Origin of the sequence: Thiomicrorhabdus xiamenensis, from assembly GCF_013282625.1 — a bacterium.
Classification (GTDB): Bacteria; Pseudomonadota; Gammaproteobacteria; order Thiomicrospirales; family Thiomicrospiraceae; genus Thiomicrorhabdus; species Thiomicrorhabdus xiamenensis.
The window spans coordinates 2,306,980-2,329,576 of sequence record NZ_CP054020.1 but is presented as its reverse complement, the minus strand read 5'-3'; the positions used below and the strand labels follow the sequence as shown (position 1 = coordinate 2,329,576).

At 47.3% G+C, this 22,597-nt stretch carries 22 protein-coding genes; 16 read left to right on the top strand and 6 right to left on the bottom strand.

Annotated elements, in window-relative coordinates; genetic code table 11:
* Nucleotides 1-26 precede the first annotated feature (26 nt).
* From HQN79_RS10810 to HQN79_RS10800, 3 genes are all read right to left on the bottom strand, one after another.
* Nucleotides 27-845: a CbbQ/NirQ/NorQ/GpvN family protein gene (locus tag HQN79_RS10810; protein WP_173286413.1), complete on the bottom strand. Its 819-nt coding sequence runs from the start codon at nucleotides 843-845 to the stop codon at nucleotides 27-29.
* Between the two features lie 268 nt (nucleotides 846-1,113).
* Entirely contained in the window at nucleotides 1,114-1,464 is a 351-nt protein-coding gene (locus HQN79_RS10805) for a ribulose bisphosphate carboxylase small subunit (RefSeq protein WP_173286411.1), read from the bottom strand.
* A gap of 23 nt (nucleotides 1,465-1,487) precedes the next feature.
* On the bottom strand, nucleotides 1,488-2,906 hold the full coding sequence (locus tag HQN79_RS10800; protein ID WP_173286409.1) for a form I ribulose bisphosphate carboxylase large subunit: 1,419 nt from the start codon (nucleotides 2,904-2,906) through the stop codon (nucleotides 1,488-1,490).
* A 295-nt stretch (nucleotides 2,907-3,201) separates the two neighbouring features.
* Between HQN79_RS10800 and HQN79_RS10795 the strand changes: the two genes are divergently transcribed.
* From HQN79_RS10795 to HQN79_RS10760, 8 genes are all read left to right on the top strand, one after another.
* Nucleotides 3,202-4,128, top strand: a complete 927-nt coding sequence (locus HQN79_RS10795) for a LysR family transcriptional regulator (RefSeq protein ID WP_173286407.1) — start codon at nucleotides 3,202-3,204, stop codon at nucleotides 4,126-4,128.
* Nucleotides 4,129-4,205: 77 nt separating this feature from the next.
* Nucleotides 4,206-5,150: a LysR substrate-binding domain-containing protein gene (locus HQN79_RS10790; protein ID WP_173286405.1), complete on the top strand. Its 945-nt coding sequence runs from the start codon at nucleotides 4,206-4,208 to the stop codon at nucleotides 5,148-5,150.
* 388 nt (nucleotides 5,151-5,538) lie between these two features.
* The gene (locus HQN79_RS10785) at nucleotides 5,539-6,939 is read left to right on the top strand and encodes a ribulose-bisphosphate carboxylase (RefSeq protein WP_173286403.1); all 1,401 of its coding nucleotides are present in this window, start codon (nucleotides 5,539-5,541) and stop codon (nucleotides 6,937-6,939) included.
* A 266-nt stretch (nucleotides 6,940-7,205) separates the two neighbouring features.
* Nucleotides 7,206-8,006, top strand: coding sequence for a CbbQ/NirQ/NorQ/GpvN family protein (locus HQN79_RS10780; protein WP_173286401.1), 801 nt, complete (start codon nucleotides 7,206-7,208; stop codon nucleotides 8,004-8,006).
* 182 nt (nucleotides 8,007-8,188) lie between these two features.
* The gene (locus HQN79_RS10775; protein WP_173286399.1) at nucleotides 8,189-10,453 is read left to right on the top strand and encodes a nitric oxide reductase activation protein NorD; all 2,265 of its coding nucleotides are present in this window, start codon (nucleotides 8,189-8,191) and stop codon (nucleotides 10,451-10,453) included.
* A gap of 11 nt (nucleotides 10,454-10,464) precedes the next feature.
* Complete coding sequence (locus tag HQN79_RS10770) at nucleotides 10,465-10,899, top strand: hypothetical protein (RefSeq protein WP_173286397.1); 435 nt, start codon at nucleotides 10,465-10,467, stop codon at nucleotides 10,897-10,899.
* A gap of 198 nt (nucleotides 10,900-11,097) precedes the next feature.
* Nucleotides 11,098-11,331, top strand: a complete 234-nt coding sequence (locus tag HQN79_RS10765; RefSeq protein WP_173286396.1) for a hypothetical protein — start codon at nucleotides 11,098-11,100, stop codon at nucleotides 11,329-11,331.
* A 12-nt stretch (nucleotides 11,332-11,343) separates the two neighbouring features.
* Nucleotides 11,344-11,997, top strand: a complete 654-nt coding sequence (locus HQN79_RS10760) for a carbonic anhydrase (protein ID WP_173286394.1) — start codon at nucleotides 11,344-11,346, stop codon at nucleotides 11,995-11,997.
* Nucleotides 11,998-12,025: 28 nt separating this feature from the next.
* On the opposite strand, the gene bioD is transcribed toward HQN79_RS10760, so the two are convergent.
* The 3 genes from bioD to HQN79_RS10745 all read right to left on the bottom strand — a co-directional run bounded on the left by bioD (nucleotide 12,026) and on the right by HQN79_RS10745 (nucleotide 14,241).
* Nucleotides 12,026-12,682, bottom strand: coding sequence for a dethiobiotin synthase (gene bioD, locus HQN79_RS10755; protein WP_173286392.1), 657 nt, complete (start codon nucleotides 12,680-12,682; stop codon nucleotides 12,026-12,028).
* Between the two features lie 151 nt (nucleotides 12,683-12,833).
* Complete coding sequence (locus HQN79_RS10750; RefSeq protein WP_173286391.1) at nucleotides 12,834-13,724, bottom strand: phosphoribosylaminoimidazolesuccinocarboxamide synthase; 891 nt, start codon at nucleotides 13,722-13,724, stop codon at nucleotides 12,834-12,836.
* Between the two features lie 28 nt (nucleotides 13,725-13,752).
* Complete coding sequence (locus HQN79_RS10745; protein ID WP_173286389.1) at nucleotides 13,753-14,241, bottom strand: phosphate-starvation-inducible protein PsiE; 489 nt, start codon at nucleotides 14,239-14,241, stop codon at nucleotides 13,753-13,755.
* Nucleotides 14,242-14,368: 127 nt separating this feature from the next.
* Between HQN79_RS10745 and rpe the strand changes: the two genes are divergently transcribed.
* The 8 genes from rpe to HQN79_RS10705 all read left to right on the top strand — a co-directional run bounded on the left by rpe (nucleotide 14,369) and on the right by HQN79_RS10705 (nucleotide 22,561).
* Complete coding sequence (rpe, locus tag HQN79_RS10740) at nucleotides 14,369-15,073, top strand: ribulose-phosphate 3-epimerase (protein ID WP_173286387.1); 705 nt, start codon at nucleotides 14,369-14,371, stop codon at nucleotides 15,071-15,073.
* 145 nt (nucleotides 15,074-15,218) lie between these two features.
* Entirely contained in the window at nucleotides 15,219-15,896 is a 678-nt protein-coding gene (locus tag HQN79_RS10735; protein ID WP_173286385.1) for a phosphoglycolate phosphatase, read from the top strand.
* Nucleotides 15,897-16,127: 231 nt separating this feature from the next.
* Nucleotides 16,128-17,630: an anthranilate synthase component I gene (trpE, locus tag HQN79_RS10730; RefSeq protein ID WP_173286383.1), complete on the top strand. Its 1,503-nt coding sequence runs from the start codon at nucleotides 16,128-16,130 to the stop codon at nucleotides 17,628-17,630.
* 43 nt (nucleotides 17,631-17,673) lie between these two features.
* A complete protein-coding gene (locus HQN79_RS10725; protein ID WP_173286381.1) occupies nucleotides 17,674-18,261 on the top strand; it encodes an aminodeoxychorismate/anthranilate synthase component II in 588 nt (195 codons plus the stop codon).
* A 178-nt stretch (nucleotides 18,262-18,439) separates the two neighbouring features.
* Nucleotides 18,440-19,459 (top strand): anthranilate phosphoribosyltransferase, encoded by a 1,020-nt coding sequence (gene trpD / locus HQN79_RS10720; RefSeq protein WP_173286379.1) that lies wholly within the window; start codon nucleotides 18,440-18,442, stop codon nucleotides 19,457-19,459.
* Nucleotides 19,460-19,598: 139 nt separating this feature from the next.
* Nucleotides 19,599-20,318 (top strand): VIT1/CCC1 transporter family protein, encoded by a 720-nt coding sequence (locus HQN79_RS10715; RefSeq protein ID WP_173286377.1) that lies wholly within the window; start codon nucleotides 19,599-19,601, stop codon nucleotides 20,316-20,318.
* 65 nt (nucleotides 20,319-20,383) lie between these two features.
* Nucleotides 20,384-20,776 carry a YbaN family protein gene (locus tag HQN79_RS10710; RefSeq protein WP_173286375.1) on the top strand — a complete coding sequence of 131 codons (393 nt, stop codon included), beginning with the start codon at nucleotides 20,384-20,386 and terminating at the stop codon, nucleotides 20,774-20,776.
* 369 nt (nucleotides 20,777-21,145) lie between these two features.
* On the top strand, nucleotides 21,146-22,561 hold the full coding sequence (locus HQN79_RS10705) for a form I ribulose bisphosphate carboxylase large subunit (RefSeq protein ID WP_173286373.1): 1,416 nt from the start codon (nucleotides 21,146-21,148) through the stop codon (nucleotides 22,559-22,561).
* Nucleotides 22,562-22,597: the final 36 nt, after the last annotated feature.

The following is a 22,597-nucleotide window of genomic DNA, read 5'->3' as shown; positions in this document are numbered from 1 at the left end:
GTTTCTGCTCCGACTCCAGTTAATGCTTATTCAAAAAATGTATCGACGGTTGTCATTAGGGTATCTAGGATATCGTCGTCATCCGTCAGTGGAGTGATCAGTGCCATAGTACAAGCTTTCTTCGGATCAACACCTTTATTAATCAGCTGACCTGCGTAAACCATTAGACGAGTCGAAATACCTTCATCCAGACCGTGACCTTTCAGGTTACGAGAGCGTTGGGCAATCTGTACCAGTTTCTCAGCGATCGCCAGATCAATACCGGCTTCCTTAGAAACGATTTCTGCTTCAATTTTCTCTTCAGGATAGTCAAACTTGAAACCACCGAAACGCTGTTTAGTCGATTGTTTCAGGTCTTTCATCATTGACTGGTAACCAGGGTTGTAAGAAATAACCAACTGGAAGTCAGGGTGGGCTTCAACCAGCTCACCTTTTTTATCCAAAGGCAGTACGCGACGGTGATCCGTTAGAGGGTGAATAACAACCGTCGTATCCTGACGTGCTTCAACCACCTCATCCAGGTAACAGATCGCACCGATACGGGCGGCAACGGTCAAAGGACCATCTTGCCAGCGAGTACCGTTAATATCGATCAGGTAGCGACCAACAAGGTCGGAAGCGGTCATATCTTCGTTACAGGCAACGGTGATAAGCGGCTTACCTAGCTTGTGCGCCATATATTCAACAAAACGCGATTTACCACAACCTGTTGGCCCTTTTAGCATAATCGGCATGCGTGACGCATAGCCGGACTCGAACAGTTCGATTTCGTCGGCAACTGGCTGATAAAAAGGTTCTTCTTTAATTAGGTACTGAGAAGGATCTAACGTGTTGATTTCTGACATGATTGAACTCTCCTTGGTAAGTCGATTCAGATTCCAAAAGTTTTAGAGTTGGTCACTTGTGTCAAATGAACAAGTCTAAAAGAGATGAAAAGTCGGCCAGGTTTCGGGGGCTGGCCGACGTTTGTATTACCCGCCCGGGAGGTAAGATCCAAACGGGTAAGACGAGGTTAAGAGATGCGCATTAATCGCTTTTAATGTCACCTCTCAGAATTTGGCTGTCACACAAGGCGGCTGCCTTGTGTGACGAGTTGCTAATTAGCGGGGGATATTACATATCACCACGTTTGATTAGCATGTTTGCACCTTGAGACTGTGCAAAGTTGTCGTAACCGATCAGGCGAACGTGGTTGTTTGGGTTCGCTTTGATGCAAGCATCAACTTCAGCTAGTACTGCATCTGCAGAAGTTTCACCGAACATCGGTAGTTTCCACATGTACCAGTAGTAGTCAGTCGCACGCTCAGGCTCTGAGTGTTCGATCGCTGGGTTCCAGCCTTTATCGATGATGTACTGAACCTGTGCTTTAACTTGCTCTGAAGTCATAGTTGGTAGGTATGAGAAAGTCTCAGCCTTACGTGACTTTGGATCAGAGATACGAGAAGGGTAATCTTGAATACTCATTAGTATTTTCTCCTAAATTTCTATTACTTATGCTTAACGTCTAGCTTGTCAACAGTGTCGAATTCGAACTTGATTTCTTTCCAAGTTTCCATTGCGATCTTAAGCTCTGGGCTAGATTTAGCAGCGTTAGTAAGAATGTCTTTACCTTCTTTCTCAACTTCGCGACCTTCGTTACGAGCTTGAACACACGCTTCAAGAGCAACACGGTTCGCAGCCGCACCAGCAGCGTTACCCCATGGGTGACCAAGAGTACCACCACCGAACTGAAGTACAGAGTCATCACCGAAGATGGTAACAAGCGCAGGCATGTGCCATACGTGGATACCACCAGATGCAACCGGCATAACACCAGGCATAGCACCGAAGTCTTGGTCGAACATGATTCCGCGTGAACGGTCTTCTGGGATGAATGAATCACGCATGATGTCGATCCAACCTAGAGTTGCGTCACGGTCACCTTCAAGCTTACCTACAACAGTACCTGAGTGAAGGTGATCACCACCAGATAGACGTAGTGCTTTAGTTAGTACACGGAAGTGGATACCGTGGTGCGGGTTACGGTCGATTACACCGTGCATTGCGCGGTGAATGTGCAACAACAGGCCGTTCTTACGGCAGTAGTTAGCAAGACCGGTGTTAGCAGTGAAACCACCAGTTAGGTAATCGTGCATGATGATCGGAGTACCGATCTCTTTAGCGAATTCCGCACGCTCGTACATTTCTTCTGGAGTACCAGCTGTACAGTTCAGGTAGTGACCTTTTTTCTCACCAGTTTCTGCAGAAGCTTTCTCGATAGCGTCTTGACAGAATAGGAAACGGTCTCTCCAGCGCATGAATGGCTGTGAAGTTACGTTTTCATCATCTTTCGTGAAGTCTAGACCACCACGTAGACACTCATATACTGCACGACCGTAGTTCTTAGCAGATAGACCTAGCTTAGGCTTGATAGTACAACCTAGCATTGGGCGACCGTATTTATCCATCTTGTCGCGTTCTACCTGGATACCGTGTGGAGGCCCACCACAAGTCATTACATATGCAAGTGGGAAACGGATATCTTCTAGACGACATGCACGTAGAGCTTTAAAGCCGAATACGTTACCAACCAAAGAGGTCATAACAGATACAACTGAACCTTCTTCGAAAAGGTCAATTGGGTAAGCGATGAAAGCGTAGAAACAAGTATCGTCACCAGGAACGTCTTCAATTCGGTATGCACGACCTTTGTAGTAATCCAGGTCAGTTAGAAGGTCAGTCCATACTGTAGTCCAAGTACCAGTTGAAGATTCTGCAGCTACCGCAGCAGCGATTTCTTCACGAGGAACACCATCTTGTGGAGTTACTTTGAAACATGCTAGGAAATCTGAATCTTTCGGCTCATATTCCGGCATCCAATAAGTTTCGCGGTATTCTTTTACACCAGCGTTATACGTCTTTGCCATATTTGACCTCTTTAACGGTTAATAATGGTTTAAATATTATGGGTATCAATAATATTAATGAATTTGATAATCATTAATTTTTGTGATGCCCTTAGCTAAATAAAATTTGATGAGCTCGGCTGATAAAATTCGGAGAACTTCTCGGCTTCTTTGTGCCCGTCAAATTTCGTTGAAAGCTATGTTATGAAAAATCAAATTTTTTTTCGCACATGCTTTGTTATAGTGTAAATAAACAAATGTTTATGGAACTGGCGGAAAGCCTGATAAGAGTAAAGGTCATGCTTGGAGTAGGTTTATGCAAAATTTGCACATTACCGCGCAACAGATAAGAATCTTTGAAGCGGTTGTCCGTTTAGGGAGTTATACCCGGGCTGCGGAAGAGTTAAATTTAACTCAACCGGCCGTATCAATCCAGATAAAAAGACTGGAAGAGAATAATGACGTCAAGTTGATCGAAGTGGTCGGCAAGAAACTTTATCTGACGCCGCCCGGCGAACAGATGTATAAAAGTTGTCAGAAAATTCTCGAAGAGTTGCAGGAACTGAATGTTTCGATCAAATCCGCGCAGAACTCTATAGAAGGTGAGCTGAGGATTGCCGTGGTAACTCCGGCTAAATACTTTATGCCGTATATTTTGAAGGCGTTTCTGAACCGTTTTCCGGATGTTCGTCCTTCGGTGACGGTCATTAACCGGCGCCGGATTATCGACGAACTTAAGAATAACCAGTACGACTTGTCGATTATGGGCCGGGTTCCTGAAGAGCTGAAAATGGACGCTTTTCCATTCTTTGAAAGCGAACTGGTTGTGGTCGCACACCCGAGTCATCCGTTGGCCAAACAGAAGAATATTGCAATCGAAGGTATTGCCAACGAGCGCTTCCTGATGCGCGAAGTCGGATCAGGGATTCGCTCGTCGGTGGTTGAGAAATTCGGTGAGCACGGCGTGCATATCGAACCTTATATGGAACTGGGCAGTACCGAGTCAATGAAACAGGCGGTAATGGCCGATCTGGGGATTTCCATCCTGCCCAAGCAGGCCATCCGCATTGAGGTTAAATACGGTCATCTGGTGGTTCTGGATGTACAGGGATTCCCGGTGATTCGAGACTGGTATTGCGCCAAGATGAAAGACAAAACACTGATGCCTCAGGCTCAAGCGTTTGCCGACTTTTTGCAGAGTGTGGATATTAAGAAGCTGTTGGCGATGTCCGATACGCGTTAAGTTATTTACGATGCTTCACACCTTCAGGCGGGGCGCAGTACAATAAGCTTCTCTCTTATTGAATTTGCGTTTCCATTATGCCTGAAAAAATCTCCCTTCTAGCCCGTAATGCGACCCTGCGCCAGTTGCAGGTTTTCGAAAGTATTGCCCGCCATCACAGCTTTTCCAAAGCGGCTGAGGAGTTGCACTTGACCCAGCCGACCGTCTCCATGCAGGTCAAAAAGCTGGTCGAAGTCCTTGAAACGCCCTTATTTGAACAGATTGGCCGTAAAGTCTATCTGACCGATGCCGGTCAGGTTTTGTATGATTGCGCCAGCATTATTCTTAATCAACTCTCTTTTGCCGAGCAGAAGATTAATCATATCAAGGGCTTTTCCGGGGGGAGCGTTAAGTTATCGGTCATCTCTACCGCGCAGTATTTCGTGCCGAAAGTGGTGCATGATTTCACCCAGGCTTATCCGGATGTTACGGTTATTATGCGTGTCGGCAATAAGGAAACCTTGCTTGAGCGTATTGCTAACAATAAAGACGACTTCTATCTGTTGGGTCAGCCGCCGGAAGCCTTGAATGTGGAGTCCTCGCAGCTGGCTATCAATCCTTTGGCGTTTGTTGCCAACAGCAAGCATCCGCTTGTCGGCAAGAAATTGACCATTGCAGATCTTGAAGATGAGCCTTTTTTGATGCGGGAAACCGGCTCGGGAATTCGCGCGCATATCGAAAAGGTCTTCGAAGAGTTTGGCTTTCAGCCGCATATCAAGATGGTATTGGGCGGGAACGAGGCGATCCGCCTCGGGCTTTTGCAAAATCTGGGGATTACCGTGGCTTCGGTACCGACTTTGATGAATGAAATCAATCAGGGTGAGATATCCATTCTCGATGTCGAAGGCTTTCCGATTAATCGCCACTGGTATCTGGTCTATTCCAAAGGCAAGGTTTTGTCCATCGCTGCCGAAAAGCTGATTGAACTGCTTCGTTCCGAAGGGGAAAAATTAAGTCGCAAAGCATTTCAGAAACTGGATTGAGATTTAAGCCCTGTCGGTTTTTCTTAATACGGTAAGTTATTGATTAGAATCAAAAAGATGAACGCTTTTCTGTCTCTTTTCGAGTCGTTTGGTTGTGCGTAAAAGATAAATTTATCGCTATAAAAGTGTGCAAAATTGATTGATATCAGTTGTTGCTTCAAGAATGGGTAAAAGTATTGTATTCCGTCAATATATATCAGAATCTGGTATAGATCTAAAGCAATAGGATTAATCAATATTATTGATTGGAAGTTATCGGTTGGATCTTTATAATGGCCTCTCAAGTTTCGGGGTCGGATCAAATTCTAAGAGTTTGATTCGACAAAAATAAAGGATGTTCACTTCGAGCGACTAAGCTCAGGCATCCCTATATATTGAGGTAAGAAAAATGGATCAGTCGAATCGTTACGCTGACTTAACTCTATCAGAAGAAAAATTGATTGCTGATGGTAATCACCTTCTAGTTGCATACCGTCTAAAACCAGCTGCTGGTTACGGTTTCCTTGAAGTAGCTGCTCACGTTGCTGCTGAATCTTCAACTGGTACTAACGTTGAAGTATCTACTACTGATGACTTCACTCGTGGTGTTGACGCTCTAGTATATGAAGTTGACGAAGCTGCGTTTGGTGACAAAGGTGGTCTGATGAAGATCGCTTACCCAGTAGATCTATTCGATCCTAACCTAATCGATGGTCACTACAACGTATCTCACATGTGGTCTCTAATCCTAGGTAACAACCAAGGTATGGGTGACCACGAAGGTCTACGTATGCTTGACTTCCTAGTACCAGAGAAAATGGTTAAGAAATTCGACGGTCCAGCTACTGACATCTCTGACCTATGGCGCGTTCTAGGTCGTCCAGAAGTTGACGGTGGTTACATCGCTGGTACGATCATCAAGCCTAAACTAGGTCTACGTCCAGAGCCATTCGCGAAAGCATGTTATGACTTCTGGCTTGGTGGTGACTTCATCAAAAACGATGAGCCACAAGCTAACCAGCCTTTCTGTCCAATGGAAACTGTTATTCCTATGGTTGCGGAAACTATGGATCGTGCACAGCAAGAAACTGGTGAAGCTAAGCTTTTCTCAGCTAACGTAACTGCTGACTTCCACGAAGAAATGATCAAGCGTGGTGAGTACATCCTAGGTGAATTCGCTAAGTACGGTAACGAAAAACACGTTGCTTTCCTTGTTGACGGTTTCGTAACTGGTCCAGCTGGTGTTACTACTGCACGTCGTAACTTCCCTGATACTTACCTACACTTCCACCGCGCAGGTCACGGTGCGTTGACTTCTTATAAGTCACCTATGGGTATGGATCCACTATGTTACATGAAGTTAGCTCGTCTAATGGGTGCTTCTGGTATCCACACTGGTACTATGGGTTACGGTAAAATGGAAGGTCACGGTGATGAGCGCGTACTAGCTTACATGCTTGAGCGTGACGAGTGTCAAGGTCACTACTTCTATCAGAAGTGGTACGGCATGAAGCCTACTACTCCAATCATCTCTGGTGGTATGAACGCGCTACGTCTACCTGGTTTCTTCGAAAACCTAGGTCACGGTAACGTAATCAACACTTGTGGTGGTGGTTCATTCGGTCACATCGACAGCCCAGCTGCTGGTGGTACTTCACTAGGTCAAGCATATGAGTGCTGGAAAACTGGTGCAGACCCAATCGAATACGCTAAAGAGCACCCAGAATTCGCTCGTGCGTTCGAATCATTCCCTGGTGATGCTGACAAGCTATTCCCAGATTGGCGTGAGAAACTAGGTGTACATAAATAATCTAAGTGTATAAACACTTGTTTATGTGAACCTATAAAAAACCCTGCTCTTGAGCAGGGTTTTTTGTAAATTTTACGTACTGATTTCACATCAAAAAAGTTGTAATGAAGTAGCTTCGATTTAAGCCTTTTGAGGTAAGAATTTCAGAAAAATTTAGAAGAGTTTTCTGGGTTTGTAGGGCTTAAATTCAAATTACTTTAATTTCATTTCTGTCTGTTTTCAGGCAAAAATTTCTGTTTTTATCTACTAGTTTTCGGGGAACTAACATGGATATTTCACAATACAAAATTGATAACGAACCATTTTATGATGCTCAGTCGAACGAAATTGAGCTATACGAAGCGGCTTACGATGCACGTCTACCAGTCATGGTTAAGGGGCCAACAGGTTGTGGTAAATCACGTTTTGTTGAGCATATGGCGTGGAAATTAGGCAAGCCGATCATCACGGTTTCTTGTAACGAAGATATCACCGCTTCCGACCTTGTCGGTCGTTACCTGCTGGACGCTAACGGTACTCGTTGGGTTGACGGGCCTCTAACAATGGCAGCGCGTTACGGCGCAATCTGCTACCTGGATGAAATCGTTGAAGCACGTCAGGATACGATGGTTGTTATCCACGCGCTGACTGACCACCGTCGTGAACTATCGCTAGATAAAAAAGGTGAGCTGATCAAAGCGCACCCAGATTTCCAGCTGGTTATCTCTTATAACCCGGGTTACCAGTCGCTAATGAAAGACCTTAAGCAATCGACTAAACAACGTTTCTGTGCGCTGGATTTCGATTACGCAGATGCGGAAACCGAAGCGCACATCCTGCAAAAAGAGGGTGGTGTTGATGATGCGACGGCTAAGAAACTGGTGCAGATCGGTGAAACCGCTCGTAACCTGAAAGGTCACGGTCTGGATGAAGGTATTTCGACTCGTCTAATGGTTTACGCGGCAACCCTGATTAACAAAGGTATCACGCCGGTTGAGGCTTGTAAGATGGCGTTGGTTCGCCCGATTACCGATGATGCAGACATCCGCGAAACGTTGGATAACGCAATTGAAATGATTTTCGGCTAAATCATAAATTGATTCATCCGTCTTTACGTGCTGCTCTTCGTTAGAAACGGTCATGTACTGGATTGTACACTCCCTTATTCTGGCCTTGACCAGCACGAAAATTCGGCGAATCAAACTTATGATTGCTCTTGTCTCTAATTTAAGAGCTTATTTTTCAACTGAACGAATGAGAACGTTTAAGTATGAATGAAGAATTATTTGCCGAATATCAGGAAAAGTTTACCTGTAAGTTTCCAAAAGCAGTTGAGCTCTTTCCGGAACTGATCGAATATGCGGTTGCCAAGCTTTCGCCGGAAGGGGTTGAGGCGTATTTAGAAGGCGCGAACTTCCTATGTAAAATCGGGCAGGGTGTCGAGCCGGTCTTGGTTTATATGGAAGTGATGCCGGATATCGCGTCGCACTTCGGTAAAGGAACAAACAAGATGGTTGCCGACTACGCTTATCTAATGGCGCGTAGTCCGAATAAAAAAGCGTTGGTTCCTTTTTTATCAACCTTAGGCCATGTTTGTCGTCGTATTGACCGTATTGAAGATTTACAGCTGTATTTCGATATTATCGACGAGTATGTCGATAAGACGCAGACCGTTATCCATGGGCATCATTCAATTCATGAAAGCCCGGGTATGGTGTCGTTGATGAATTCCATGCCGCAGCTAATTTCTAAGCTATGTCTAAATGGTATTCGTAACTTTATTGATTACGGAGCGCGCAACTATCTGAACTCGCCAGACGAGCAGATCGCTTATTTTGAGCTGGAATCTCACGATGCGAAATCAATTATTACTCGTGAGCGTAAAGGAACAACCTTTAAAGACGTAGAGCGTCACATGGATATGCTCAAAGAGTGTATGTGGGATTGTGACCTGCCGTTCCAGACATTTTCGACCGCGTTTGACCAATTGCGTAAACCGGTGCCTTATCTGGATGACGACATTATTGCGGTACCGGATGTGTATGACGCTGAAAATGGTGTTTCGGGAACGGATCGCTATCGTGCGACCATTGCCCATATGATGGCGCATAAAAAGTGGTCTGGGCAGTTAATGGCAGATAACTATGCGCCGCATATGCAGTTGTTTATCTCGGTGTTCGAAGATTGCCGTGTTGAACATCTTGCGATTCAGCGCTATCCGGGCTTGAAAAACTTGTTCCTGTCGCTACACCCTTATCCTGAAAAAGGGGCGTGTGATGATAAGAAAATGTCGTGCCTGCGTTACCGTGCAACACGTATGTCGCGTGCGCTGTTGGATGAAAACTTTGATCCGCAAAACGAATTGCTGGAAAGTTTCCGCGAGCGTTTCCATAAAGTTATGGCAGAGAAAGGTGAAGAGTCCACTACTGCAGATATGGCAGAGTTGGGGATCGATTTCTATGTGAAGACACGTAAGCAGTCTTCGGATAGTCAGCCGACCGTTTTCTTTGACGATACCGAAGTTTCTTACCGTGACGATAATCGTTATATCTGGTTCTACTACGAAGAGTACGATGAGTCAGACGAAATCATGCCGAACGAGTATGAGAATGAAGAGCCGAAAATTGCTGATGATGGTGGCCTTCCACCGCGTCATTACGATGAGTGGGACTACATTTCAGAGAGCTATCGTCCGGATTGGACAACGGTTTATGAACGCCTTCACCCTTCCAAAGATGCCGCTAAGATTGACCGCTTGATGGATAAACACAGCGATTTGGCGAATCGTCTGAAGAAGATGATTGAAGCGCTGAAACCGCAAAACAAAAAGCGTATCCGTTTCCAGGAGGAAGGGGAAGAGCTGGATTTGGATATTGCACTGCGTTCGATTATCGATTTCAAGAGTGGTCAAGCACCGGATCCGCGTATTAATTACAGTCACACGACCGATAGCCGTAATATCGCGGTGACGTTGTTGGTGGATACCTCGCAATCTTTGAATGAACGTAATGACCAGACCGGTCAGACTTTGTTGGAGCTTTCCGAAGAAGCGCTGGCGATTACCGCTTGGACGGTAGATCAGCTGGGTGATAAATTCGCGATTGCCGGCTTCTGCTCTGATACGCGTCATGAAGTGCGTTATCAACACATTAAAGGCTTCTCTGAGCGTTATTGTGATGAGGTTAAGGCGCGTATTGCCGGTATGGAAGCGTCATTCTCAACTCGTATGGGATCTGCGATGCGTCATGCGGCACACTATCTGGAAGCGCAACAGGCTGAGAAGAAGCTGATGTTGATTCTGACCGATGGTGAGCCAGCGGATATCGATGCCAAAGATCCGCAAACGCTCATTCAAGATACCCGTAAAGCGGTTGAAGAATTGCAGAGTCAGGGGATTTACTCATACTGTATTACGGTTGATCCGAAAGCGGATGAGTATGTGGCGGATATCTTTGGTAATCAATATACGGTTATTGACCATGTTGATAAACTGCCTGAACTGCTCCCGCAAGTATTTATGAAGCTGACAGCATAAGAGGAGAATTCGTGAAATCGACCATTACAGTTCGTTCAAAATTTGATTTTCGTGGTGAAAGCTTTTGCTATGAAGGTGAGATTGCATTGCCGGATTCGTTTGGTGATTTTGACCTGTTTTTGGAACAGCTACCGCATCGCCTTGCGAAGCTAAATGATTTAACGACCCTCTCTTATAAGTTTGAGATGTTGGAATCAAGCGAGATTGAGGTAATTAAATTTCAGTCAAAGATTGCATCCAGCATCGCCGACTTGCCAATGCGAGTTGACCGGTTTCTTGAACTATACGAAGAGATTGGGCCTGATGCGCATCTTGCCGTGATTGCCGAAGAGCATCAGCTTGATTTGCAGGCTAATCCACAACTGGCTAAGGCGCTTAAGGAAGCCTACCTGTTGGGGAATCGACATAAGCCTAAGGAAAAGCCTCAGGCAACGACCTGGTGGTAATCCTTTATAGAAGCAGGTTTCTTGACCAATGCGACGCTTCAGTGTGTAATAGCGAACATTAGCGAAAGATGATTGTCTATGGGTAACCCATCTTTGTGAGAAATATAGCTATAGCACGGCGATTGAAAAAGTGCCCGTAAATTTATTTACGGGCCTTTTTTATATCTGTATTCCCCACAAATTCCAAGGAGATTCTCAATGTGTCTGATTATTGTTGCCTTAATGATGATTCTTCTTTACGGCCTTTCAGGACAGATTGAAAGTCTGATACTCAGTGAGTCGTTTGACGGCAATCTTGTTCAGATTGCACAGGGTTGGGAAGTTCTTGGGGTCTTGTGGCAGGCCGGTGCTTTTGCTTTTTTATCGGGTGTGCTAGCCGTGTTATTGATTATGAAACTGTTTGCCGTTCGGGGCGGGAACGACGCGAAATAGGAGTGAAAAGAGATGTGCGAGAAGTGTGACTGCGACCAAAAGATTCAGGATCTACTGGACAGAAATGAATCCTGGGTACAGCAGGTGAATCAAGAGCGCCCAGGCTTTTTTCAAAGTCTGGTTGCGCAGCAGAAGCCTGAATATCTGTGGATAGGCTGCTCCGATAGTCGGGTACCGGCAAATGAGCTGGTCAAGATGGATCCGGGAACGATTTTCGTTCATCGTAATATCGCAAACCTAATCAATTCGAGCGATATGAATGCCTTGAGTGTTATTCAATATGCCGTTGAAGTCCTTAAGGTTAAGCATATTATTGTCAATGGCCACTATGGTTGCGGCGGGGTTGCTGCAGCGATGAAGCCGGGTAACCCCGATCTGATCGATCACTGGGTTCGCCCGATTCGTAAGTATTACCAGAGAGCCAAAGAAACGTTAGATCTATTGCCGGAATCGGAAAGAATCGATCGTTTATGCGAGATCAATGTCGTCGAGCAAGTACGCAATATCTGCCATGTTCCGGCGGTGAGAAAAGCTTGGGAGAACGGCCAGGAATTGGCGGTTCACGGGTTTATCTACGCAATTAAAGACGGTCGTCTGCATAACCTGAATGTCAGTGTCGGCAGCTTGGAAGAAGCGGATAAAATGCTTTTAAGACTTGAAGATTGATTGCGTCCGTCTCGAAGACGGTGCTTTATTAGATTGAGTCCAATATAACGGCCAGTTGTTCTAAAAAGAGCGGCTGGCCGTTTTTTTGATGGGATACCATTATTTTCGGTGCTTTGAGATAGGGTTCGATATCCGAGGTAAAGTCGTTGCCGGGTTCAGGCTGATTGATGATTACGGCTGCCAAAGAGAGGCCGCGGTTCAGGATTGCTTCCTGGCTGAGCAGAATCTGGTTGATGGTGCCGAGGCGGTTGGCCGCAACCAGAATGACCGGAAGCTGCAGGGTTTGTGCCAGATCCGCATTCAGACCGTCGCTGCTTAAGGGGGAGTACCAGCCACCGGCGCCTTCGACCAGTTGCAGATACGTCTCCGGAACGGCGCAGTTCTCGGCTAGCTGTTGCGTTGTTAAGGTGATTCCGGCCTGAAGTAAGGCCTGATGCGGGGAGATTGGCGGTTCAAAGCGATTCGGGCAAATGATCTCCATGGACTCTTTTCCCCGTATCGCTTTATAGTAAGCAAGAGCATCTTCGCTCAGAAGCGAACCGTCGCTTTGCAAAATGCACCCAGAGGCGATCGGTTTGCGCGGGGCGACAGGATGGCCGAGCTTACTTAGAGTGTAAGCAATGCTGGCGCCGATAAAGGTTTTGCCGACGTCGGTGTCCGTGCCGGTGATAAAAAAGCCGGTCATAAAAAACTATTCCGAAAGGCAAATTCTTTGTTAAAAACCTCTTCCAAATGCTCATTTACTATTTGTAAACTGCGCTTTGTCATCAGTTTTTGCCTCGACTTTGTCTTTCCCATTACGTTTTTTTACAGTCTCTTTTGTCTTACCCGTACCATTACAGATTCTCAGTCAGACGGGCTTGCGCTTCCTGATATTTCTCGAAGGTGCGTTTGACCACGTCGTCCGGAAGTTCCGGTGCCGTTTGCGGATTTCTGTCCCAATCCAGAGAGTCCAGATAGTCGCGGATATACTGTTTATCGAAACTCGGCGGGTTTGAGCCAACCGCATAGCTCGACGCCGGCCAGAAACGCGAACTGTCCGGAGTCAATGCTTCGTCGATTAGATGAATGACGCCATTTTCGTCTTCACCGAATTCGAATTTGGTGTCGGCGATAATAATCCCTCGCTCCAGCGCGAAGTCCGCGGCAAACTGATACAGCTTCAGAGCAATTTCTTTAACTTTCTGGGATTTCTCTTCACCCATGATTTTGACCAGTTGTTCAAAGCTGATATTTTCGTCATGGTCGCCCTGTTCCGCTTTGGTCGAAGGAGTGAATAAAGGTTCAGGCAGTTTGTCGGCCTGCTGCAGATCCGCCGGCAGAGCGATGCCGCAAACGCTTTGGGTCTGTTGGTACTCTTTCCAACCGGATCCGACCAGGTAACCGCGAACAATCGCTTCGACCGGTAGGGGTTTAAGTTTTTTGACGATCATGCCGCGCCCGTCGAGCTGGATCAGTTCATCCGCAGTTAAGTAGTCCGCCAGACTCTTGTCTGTGACCAGCTGATTCGGCACGATTGATTCGGTTTTCTTCATCCAGAATTGAGCGGTTTCGGTCAGAATACGGCCTTTGCCTGGAATCGGAGTCGGAAGAATCGCATCATAGGCCGATATGCGGTCGGTCGTTACGATCAGCATGTGCTGTTCATCGATATCGTAGATGTCTCTGACTTTACCCTTGCCGATAAGTGGAAGGCTGGTTAGGTTTGACTCATAAAGTGCGTGCATATTCAGTCCTAAATAAAATGAAACTTTATTAATCGTCTTTTTTGCGATTCATGACGTAAGGGAATTGAATGTGACCATATCTCAAGACCAGTACTGCAAAGGACAGTAAAGTGATGGTCCCGGCGATTGCGATCATTTCCCACTCGGTGAGCGATTTCAGATCCAGTATCAGCAGTCGTGCAAGAGCGACAATGGCGATATAGATCGGGAAACGGATCGGCAGTTTACCCGATTTCAGGTAAATTCCAACCATCGCCAGAACTTCAAGGTATAAAAACAGCAAGAGCAGGTCGCCCAAGGTGACCTCGCCGGCCAGGGCCATTTGATACACTTCCGTCATCCCGGCAAATATCGTTGCAATCGCGATGACCAGTAGACCGAAGTATTCGGCAACATGGATGATTCCGCTGAGAACTCTATCTTGAATGGGGCGACGATCCGTCGGTTTGCTGGTGTGAGCGGAATTCTGAGAGTCTACTTTTTTGTCGGATTCTTGATGAATTTCGTAGTCGGACATGTATCGGCTCCTTGGCTGCCAAAAGCCTGAGATAAAGCTTATTCCGGCAAAGATTTTTTGCCATTTTAATGGATACTGTTAAAATGCACGAATTATTTTTAAACATTTAATAAATAGGTGCTAAAAGATGGCAAAGCAAGAAAACTGGATCGCTCCTTCAATCCTATCTGCGGATTTTGCTCAGCTGGGTAAAGATGTTAAAGACGTGATTGCGGCGGGCGCAGACGTGGTCCACTTTGATGTAATGGACAACCATTACGTTCCTAACCTGACCATCGGTCCTCTAGTTTGTGAATCGTTGAAAAAATTCATGGATAGCGAAGGTGTTAAAGCGCCAATCGATGTTCACCTTATGGTTAAGCCGGTTGATCAGATGATCAACGATTTCGGTAATGCTGGTGCAGATTACATCACTTTCCATCCGGAAGCTTCCGAGCACATCGACCGTTCTTTGCAGCTGATCAAAAATCAAGGCCTAAAAGCAGGTTTGGTTTTCAACCCAGCGACCCCTCTGAGCTATCTTGAGCACGTTATGGATAAGATCGATATGATTTTGATCATGTCGGTTAACCCTGGTTTCGGTGGTCAGGCATTTATCGAGCAGGCGCTGGAAAAACTGCGTCAGGCGCGTCAGCTGATCGATGCTTCCGGTCGTGATATCCGTTTGGAAATCGATGGTGGGGTTAAAGCGGAAAACATCGCGGAAGTTGCAGCGGCCGGCTGTGATACCTTCGTTTCGGGTTCTGGTATCTTCGGTAACGCAAATGCAAATGATGCAAACCGTTATGACACGATTATTAAGCAGATGCGAGATGAACTTGCAAAGGCTTAATTCTAATCAAAATATTGACTAGACCTCCAAACGCTGGCGTTTGTCACCTCTGGTGCCCGCCGGCGTTTTGTCGTTTTAGAAAGTGGTTTTAGCCCAAGCTGTCTGCTTGCTTCAACCGCTTTGAATATAAGAAGAGATAGAATAAATGGAAAAATTTAAACCGGGCTTTGTACTAATTGATTTAGATGGAACCTTGATCGACAGTGTGCCGGATCTGGCGTACTGCGTAGACGAAATGATGAAGCAACTGGGTATGCCGGTGCGCGGTGAAGACGCTGTGCGTAACTGGGTCGGGAACGGTGTTCAGCGCCTGACCGAACGCGCTCTGATTAACTCGGTTGACGGTATGCCGGATCAAGAATTGATGGATAAGGCTTACCCGATTTTTTTGGAGCTTTATAAAGAAAACACGTCACAGCGCAGCTGCGTGTACGACGGTGTAATTGAAGGGATCGAATGGATGAAAGCGCAGGGATACCGTGTAGCCTGTGTGACCAATAAAGCGGAAGCTTTCACGGTTCCTCTACTGAAAGACAAAGGTCTGTACGATTACTTTGAAGTTGTGGTTTCCGGCGATACCTGTGCCGAGAAAAAGCCGCATCCTATGCCGTTGCTGTTCGCAGCGGAGCAGTTGGGCGTCGAGCCGGAAAATGCATTGATGATCGGTGATTCACGTTCCGATGTGAAAGCGGCGCGTGCGGCTGGTTTCCATGTCTTCTGCATGACCTACGGCTACAACCACGGCGAAGATATCCGCGACTACAACCCGGATGTCGTGATGGATTCTTTTGTTGAGCTGAAAGATTATCTGGAAGCGAAATAAAACCCTTTAAGGCCGATGACTATGTTCAGTCATCGGCTTTTTTAAGAGACAATTAAACGATGAATGCTTTGCTTTCTTTTTTTAAAACATTGATCCTTCAGTTGTTTCGACCTGTGACCTGTTCGTTAGGCGGAATCTACCGCTACTGGCAGTTTCAGCGATGGTTAAAACAGGACTCGAAAAAACGTTAAACCCCCGTAACTTCGTAATTTCAAATCAAGGCAGATTTTCATGGACCCAGCCGTTTTTGCTACCCTTGCCCAACAAGGCTACAACCGTGCTCCGCTAATGCGCACGGTGTTGTCGGATTTTGATACTCCTCTGAGTGTTTATCATAAGCTTGCCAAAGGTGCCTACTCGTACCTTCTGGAATCGGTGCAGGGCGGAGAAAAGTGGGGTCGCTACTCGATTATCGGTTTGCCTTGCCGCAAACGCATTGAGGTTCACGGTCAGCAGATTTCCGAATACGACGGGGATACCTTGCTGCAACAACAGGTTGCAGACGATCCTCTGGCGTGGATCGAAGCTTATCAAAACCGTTTCAAAGTACTGCATAAGCCGGATATGCCGGCTTTTACCGGCGGTCTGGTCGGTTATTTCGGCTACGATACCGTGCGTTATATCGAACCGCGTCTGGCGCAGTCGACGCCGGAGAAGGATGATATCGGTGCCGCGGATATTCTGTTGATGGTCTCTGAAGAGCTGGTGGTCTTCGACAACCTGAGCGGGCAGGTGCATGTTATTGTGCATGCCGACCTGACGCAGGAAAATGCCTATGATTCGGCGCTGGCGAGACTTGATGATATCTGCGAGCAGCTGTCGTCGCCGCAAGTAATGCCGAAAGATCTGCCGAGCGATGTACAGATCGAAGAAGCGGATTTCAAGTCCAGTTTCGGTGAGCAAAGCTTTAAAGACGCGGTACAGAAAATTCAAGACTATATTCTCGCCGGGGACGCCATGCAGGTGGTCATTTCTCAGCAGATGTCGGTCGATTTCAAAGAGAGTCCGATGGATCTGTATCGTGCTCTGCGTCACTTGAATCCTTCTCCATATATGTTCTACCTCGATTTGGAAGATACTTATGTTGTCGGCTCTTCGCCGGAAATCCTTGTCCGCCTTGAAGACGATATCGTCACAGTGCGCCCGATTGCCGGAACCCGCCGCCGCGGTGCAACCGAGGAGAACGATCTGGCGCTGGAAAAAGATCTGCTGAGCGATCCGAAAGAGATTGCCGAGCACTTGATGCTGATTGATCTGGGGCGTAATGACGTTGGCCGCATCGCCCAGATCGGTTCGGTTGAACTGACCGAGAAAATGGTCGTGGAACGCTATTCGCATGTCATGCATATCGTGTCCAACGTAAACGGTAAAATCAAACCGGGTATGAGTTCAATGGATGCTTTGCGAGCGACCTTCCCGGCCGGGACGCTTTCCGGCGCGCCGAAGATCCGCGCGATGGAGATCATTGATGAGCTGGAGCCGGTCAAGCGCGGCATTTATGGCGGAGCCGTCGGTTATCTGGGCTGGAACGGCAATATGGATACCGCCATTGCCATCCGCACCGCAGTCATTAAGGACAGCCGATTGTTTGTGCAGGCCGGCGCCGGCGTGGTGTCCGATTCCGTACCGCAATCGGAGTGGGACGAGACAATGAACAAAGGGCGGGCGATTTTCCGTGCCGTTCAGTTTGTGACGGAAGGGCTGCAAACCGCCAATCCGAACCAGCATAAATAATTCAAGCACAGCGCTTATCGAAAAAGACAGAGATTAAGACACCATGTTGTTAATGATTGATAACTACGACTCCTTTACCTATAACCTGGTTCAGTATTTCGGTGAACTGGGGCAGCAGGTCGAGGTGTATCGTAACGACCAGATCGATCTGGAAACCATTAAAACCCTGAACCCGCAATATCTGGTGATTTCGCCGGGGCCTTGTACGCCAACCGAAGCAGGTGTGTCCGTTGAGGCGATTAAACATTTTGCCGGACAAATTCCGATTATGGGCGTTTGTCTTGGTCACCAGTCGATCGGTCAGGCTTTCGGCGGTAAGATTGTTCGTGCCAAACAGGTCATGCACGGCAAAACCTCTCCGGTTTTTCATAAAGACGCCGGTATGTTTGCCGGGCTTCCTAATCCGGTGGAGACCACCCGTTACCACTCACTCGTCATCGAGAAAGAAACGCTGCCGGAGTGTCTGGAAGTGACCGCCTGGACGCAGGACGAAGACGGTAATTTCGATGAGATTATGGGCGTGCGTCATAAAGAGTTGCCGATTGAAGGCGTGCAGTTCCACCCTGAGTCGATTCTGACCGATCAGGGGCATCAAATGCTTAAGAATTTCCTGGATCAGAACGCCAGCTAAGGGTGGAAAATTGTTCCGAGCAGCAAATCCATGGTTAAAAACTCCCTCTGATTGCGCATTTACACATTTGTAAACTGCGCATCATAGAAAATTTTTGCCGCTACTTTGCTCCTCTCATGACGTTTTCCCGTATTGTGCTTATCAAGCCATTCATTCTATATTCGGAGACAAAATCTCTATGGAACTAAAAGTCGCTTTGGAAAAACTTCTCAACCGTCAGGATCTGAATGCAGATGAGATGCGTTCGGTGATGCAGCAGTTGATGACGGGACAGGCGCATGATGCGCAGATTGGCGCAATTCTCGCCGCTTTGCGAATGAAGAGTGAAACGGTAACCGAGATGACTGCGGCGGTTGAAGTCATGCGCGAGCTGGCTTCGGCCGTTGAGGTTAAAGACAAAACTCATCTGGTGGATACCTGCGGAACCGGTGGTGACGGTGCCAATACGTTTAATATTTCGACCGCCAGCGCTTTTGTGGTCTCTGCGGCCGGGGCGACGGTTGCCAAACACGGTAACCGCTCGTTTTCCAGTAAATCGGGCAGCGCAGATGTTTTGGAAGCGGCCGGCGTAAATTTGGCGTTGGAAGTCGAGCATGTTGCCGAATGTATTGATGGACTGGGCATCGGCTTTATGTTCGCGCCGGCGCATCACAGCGCAATGAAGCATGTCATCGGTGCGCGTAAGGCAATGGGCGTGCGTACCCTTTTCAATATGCTCGGGCCCTTGACCAATCCGGCGGGTGCGCCCTATCAGGTCATCGGCGTTTTCAATAAGGAACTGGGACCGATCTTTGCCGAAGTGCTGAAAAATCTGGGCTCCAAGCATGTCATGATTGTTGCTGCCGATGACGGTTTGGACGAAATTTCGGTCGCTGCCAAGACTTATGTTGCCGAATTGAAAGACGGCGAGATCACTCAATGGGAAATTGATCCGAGTGACTACGATATGGATCATGTTGATTTGCGCGACTTGTCGGTGGAATCGGCTCTGGAGAGCCTGAATATCATTCGTGCCGCTTTTGCCAATAGCGACGGTGCGGCCAAAGATATTATCTGCCTGAATGCCGGGGCTTCAATCTATGTCGCCGGACTGACGGAAACCTATGCCGAAGGCGTTCAGCTGGCGCGTAAAGTGATTGTCGAAGGTCGCGCGCAACAGAAGCTAAACGACTTTGTTGCCAAGACTCAGGCCTTTTAATCACCGCAAGCACTCGTTGTCTTGGCCAGACACGGCAAGTCATAACGAGGTGATTTACCAAAGAGACCAGGGGCAATGTTACGGACATTGATTCCCGGCTCTGATCGATTATCCCGCAGAAGCGTTTCCGGAGATTTTTATGGGTCACTTTACCGAAGAGATGTTAGACGAACATCTGAGCAATAAACACTACAGTCACCGTATGGGATGGCTGCGTGCTGCCGTCTTGGGTGCCAATGACGGTATTATCTCCGTCGTCAGTATTCTGGTCGGGGTGATTGCCGCCGGTTCAAGCAAGGAAGATATTTTGCTGGTGGGCATTGCCGCACTGGTTGCCGGAGCCTTGTCGATGGCCGCGGGCGAATATGTCTCGGTCAGCTCTCAATCCGATACCGAAAAAGCGGATTTGGAAATTGAGCGCAAAGCGCTGGAAGAGGACTGGGAAACCGAGCTGGCCGAACTGGCGCTTATCTATCGGGAAAGGGGGGTGAGCCCGGAAACCGCGCATCAGGTCGCTAAAGAATTAATGGCCCACGATGCGCTCGGCGCCCATGCCCGAGACGAACTGGGGTTGTCGGAAATTCATACCGCCCGTCCGTTGCAAGCGGCCTTTGCTTCGGCGGCTTCTTTTATCTCAGGCGCCGGGATCCCGGTGCTTCTGGTAGCGTTGCTCCCTATGCAGAACTTAGGGGTTATCGTTGCGGCCAGTTCGTTATTCCTATTAACCATTCTGGGGGCGGTCGCCGCCAGAACCGGTGGTGCGGATATGATGAAAGGGGGGCTGCGCGTTTTGATTTGGGGTGCGGTTGCTATGGCCGTTACGACCGGTGTCGGTCTGGTATTTGGTGTCGCCGGTTAAACCGGTTACAGATACCTCGCTTCCTAGAACCGTTGAAAACGAACAGTGTCAGAACGATTCAAGCAATGAAAAAACCACTCTGCTTTACCCTTGGGAGTCTTGCATTCAGCTTGGGGTTTGTCGGTATCTTTCTGCCGTTATTGCCGACGACACCTTTTATGATTCTTGCGGCCGGTTGCTTTGCTAAAAGTTCGCCGCGTTTTCACCAGGCCCTCATCAATAACCGTTGGATCGGTGCCGATCTGCAGCGCTGGGAGCGCGAAGGCACCATGTCCCGAGCAACTAAAAAACGCGCGACCTGGGTCATTCTTGCCACTTTCTCTCTCTCGATTGTCGTTCTCTACGACCGGCATTGGCTGCAACTGATGTTGCTTGCTCTTGCTGTCGTCCTGCTGTTCTTCTTATGGCGTGTGCCAGAAAATAAACCTTCAGTGAATTCTTTGTCCAATCGCGATTGATGAAGTTACATCGGTCGCGCCTTCTTCCTTAGTATTTTTACGAAAATTTATGTCTCTTAAGCGATTTTTCAGTTTGGGTAAATCGCATCATTTTGCGGCTCCTTATACGGAAATCATTCTGAAAAAAATCGTTATAAAACCGTCCAAAAGAAAAATATTCTGCTCTCTACTGGTGCAGGAAAGTCATTTTTATCTTTTTTTACCAAAATAAAAAATTCTTTTATATCAATGCTTTATTTGTTTTTAAGGCGATGTATATAGAGTTCCCTCAATCTTAAGTATCGTTTCTTTCAATTAGTCAATAGGTCACTTTATTTCCTAAGATTGCACTCGAATTTACTTCAACTCCAAAAACCAAGGAGAGCATTAATGGCTAATAAAACGTTTAACGCTGGTGTACAGGATTACCAGCTGACTTATTGGACTCCAGACTACACTCCACTGGATACAGACCTACTTGCTTGTTTCAAAGTAGTACCGCAAGAAGGTGTACCTCGTGAAGAAGCAGCGGCTGCTGTTGCGGCGGAATCATCAACAGGTACCTGGACAACTGTTTGGACCGACTTGTTGACCGACATGGAATTTTATAAAGGTCGTGCTTACCGTATCGAAGACGTACCGGGTGACAAGAACGCATTCTACGCTTTTATCGCGTACCCACTAGACCTTTTTGAAGAAGGTTCGGTTGTAAACGTACTAACTTCTTTGGTTGGTAACGTATTCGGATTTAAAGCGGTTCGTTCTCTTCGCTTGGAAGATCTGCGTTTCCCAATGGCATTCATCAAAACTTGTGGTGGGCCACCATCAGGGATTCAGGTAGAGCGTGACAAGCTTAACAAATATGGTCGTCCGATGTTGGGTTGTACGATCAAGCCTAAGTTGGGTCTATCTGCCAAGAACTACGGTCGTGCAGTATATGAGTGTCTTCGTGGTGGTCTAGATTTGACCAAAGATGATGAAAACATCAACTCTCAGCCGTTCCAGCGCTGGAGAGATCGTTTTGAATTTGTCGCCGAAGCGGTAGACAAAGCAACTGCTGAAACAGGTGAGCGTAAAGGTCACTATTTGAACGTTACCGCCGGTACGGTAGAAGAGATGATGAAACGTGCCGAGTTCGCGAAAGAGCTAGGTCAGCCAATCATCATGCACGACTTCCTGACTGCTGGTTTTACTGCCAATACGACGTTGGCTAACTGGTGTCGTGAGAACGGAATGCTGTTGCACATTCACCGTGCGATGCACGCCGTAATCGACCGTAACCCACTACACGGTATTCACTTCCGCGTATTGGCTAAGTGTCTACGTCTGTCAGGTGGTGACCACCTACATACCGGTACGGTCGTTGGTAAGTTGGAAGGTGACCGCGCGTCAACGCTAGGTTTCGTTGATCAGCTACGTGAGTCATTCGTTCCTGAAGACCGTTCTCGTGGTGTTTTCTTCGACCAGGATTGGGGCTCAATGCCAGGTGTTATGGCGGTTGCTTCCGGTGGTATCCACGTATGGCACATGCCGGCACTGGTAAACATCTTCGGTGATGACTCAGTACTTCAGTTCGGTGGTGGTACGCAAGGTCACCCAGGCGGTAACGCAGCGGGTGCAGCAGCTAACCGTGTTGCACTGGAAGCTTGTGTTAAAGCGCGTAACGAAGGTCGTGATCTGGAGCGTGAAGGTGGTGACATCCTGCGTGAAGCGGCTCGTAACAGCAAAGAATTGGCAGTCGCTCTGGAAACTTGGAAAGAGATCAAGTTTGAGTTCGACACCGTTGACAAATTGGATGTGGGCTAATTAGCCACGCTTATTTGAATCAATCCTAACAATTTA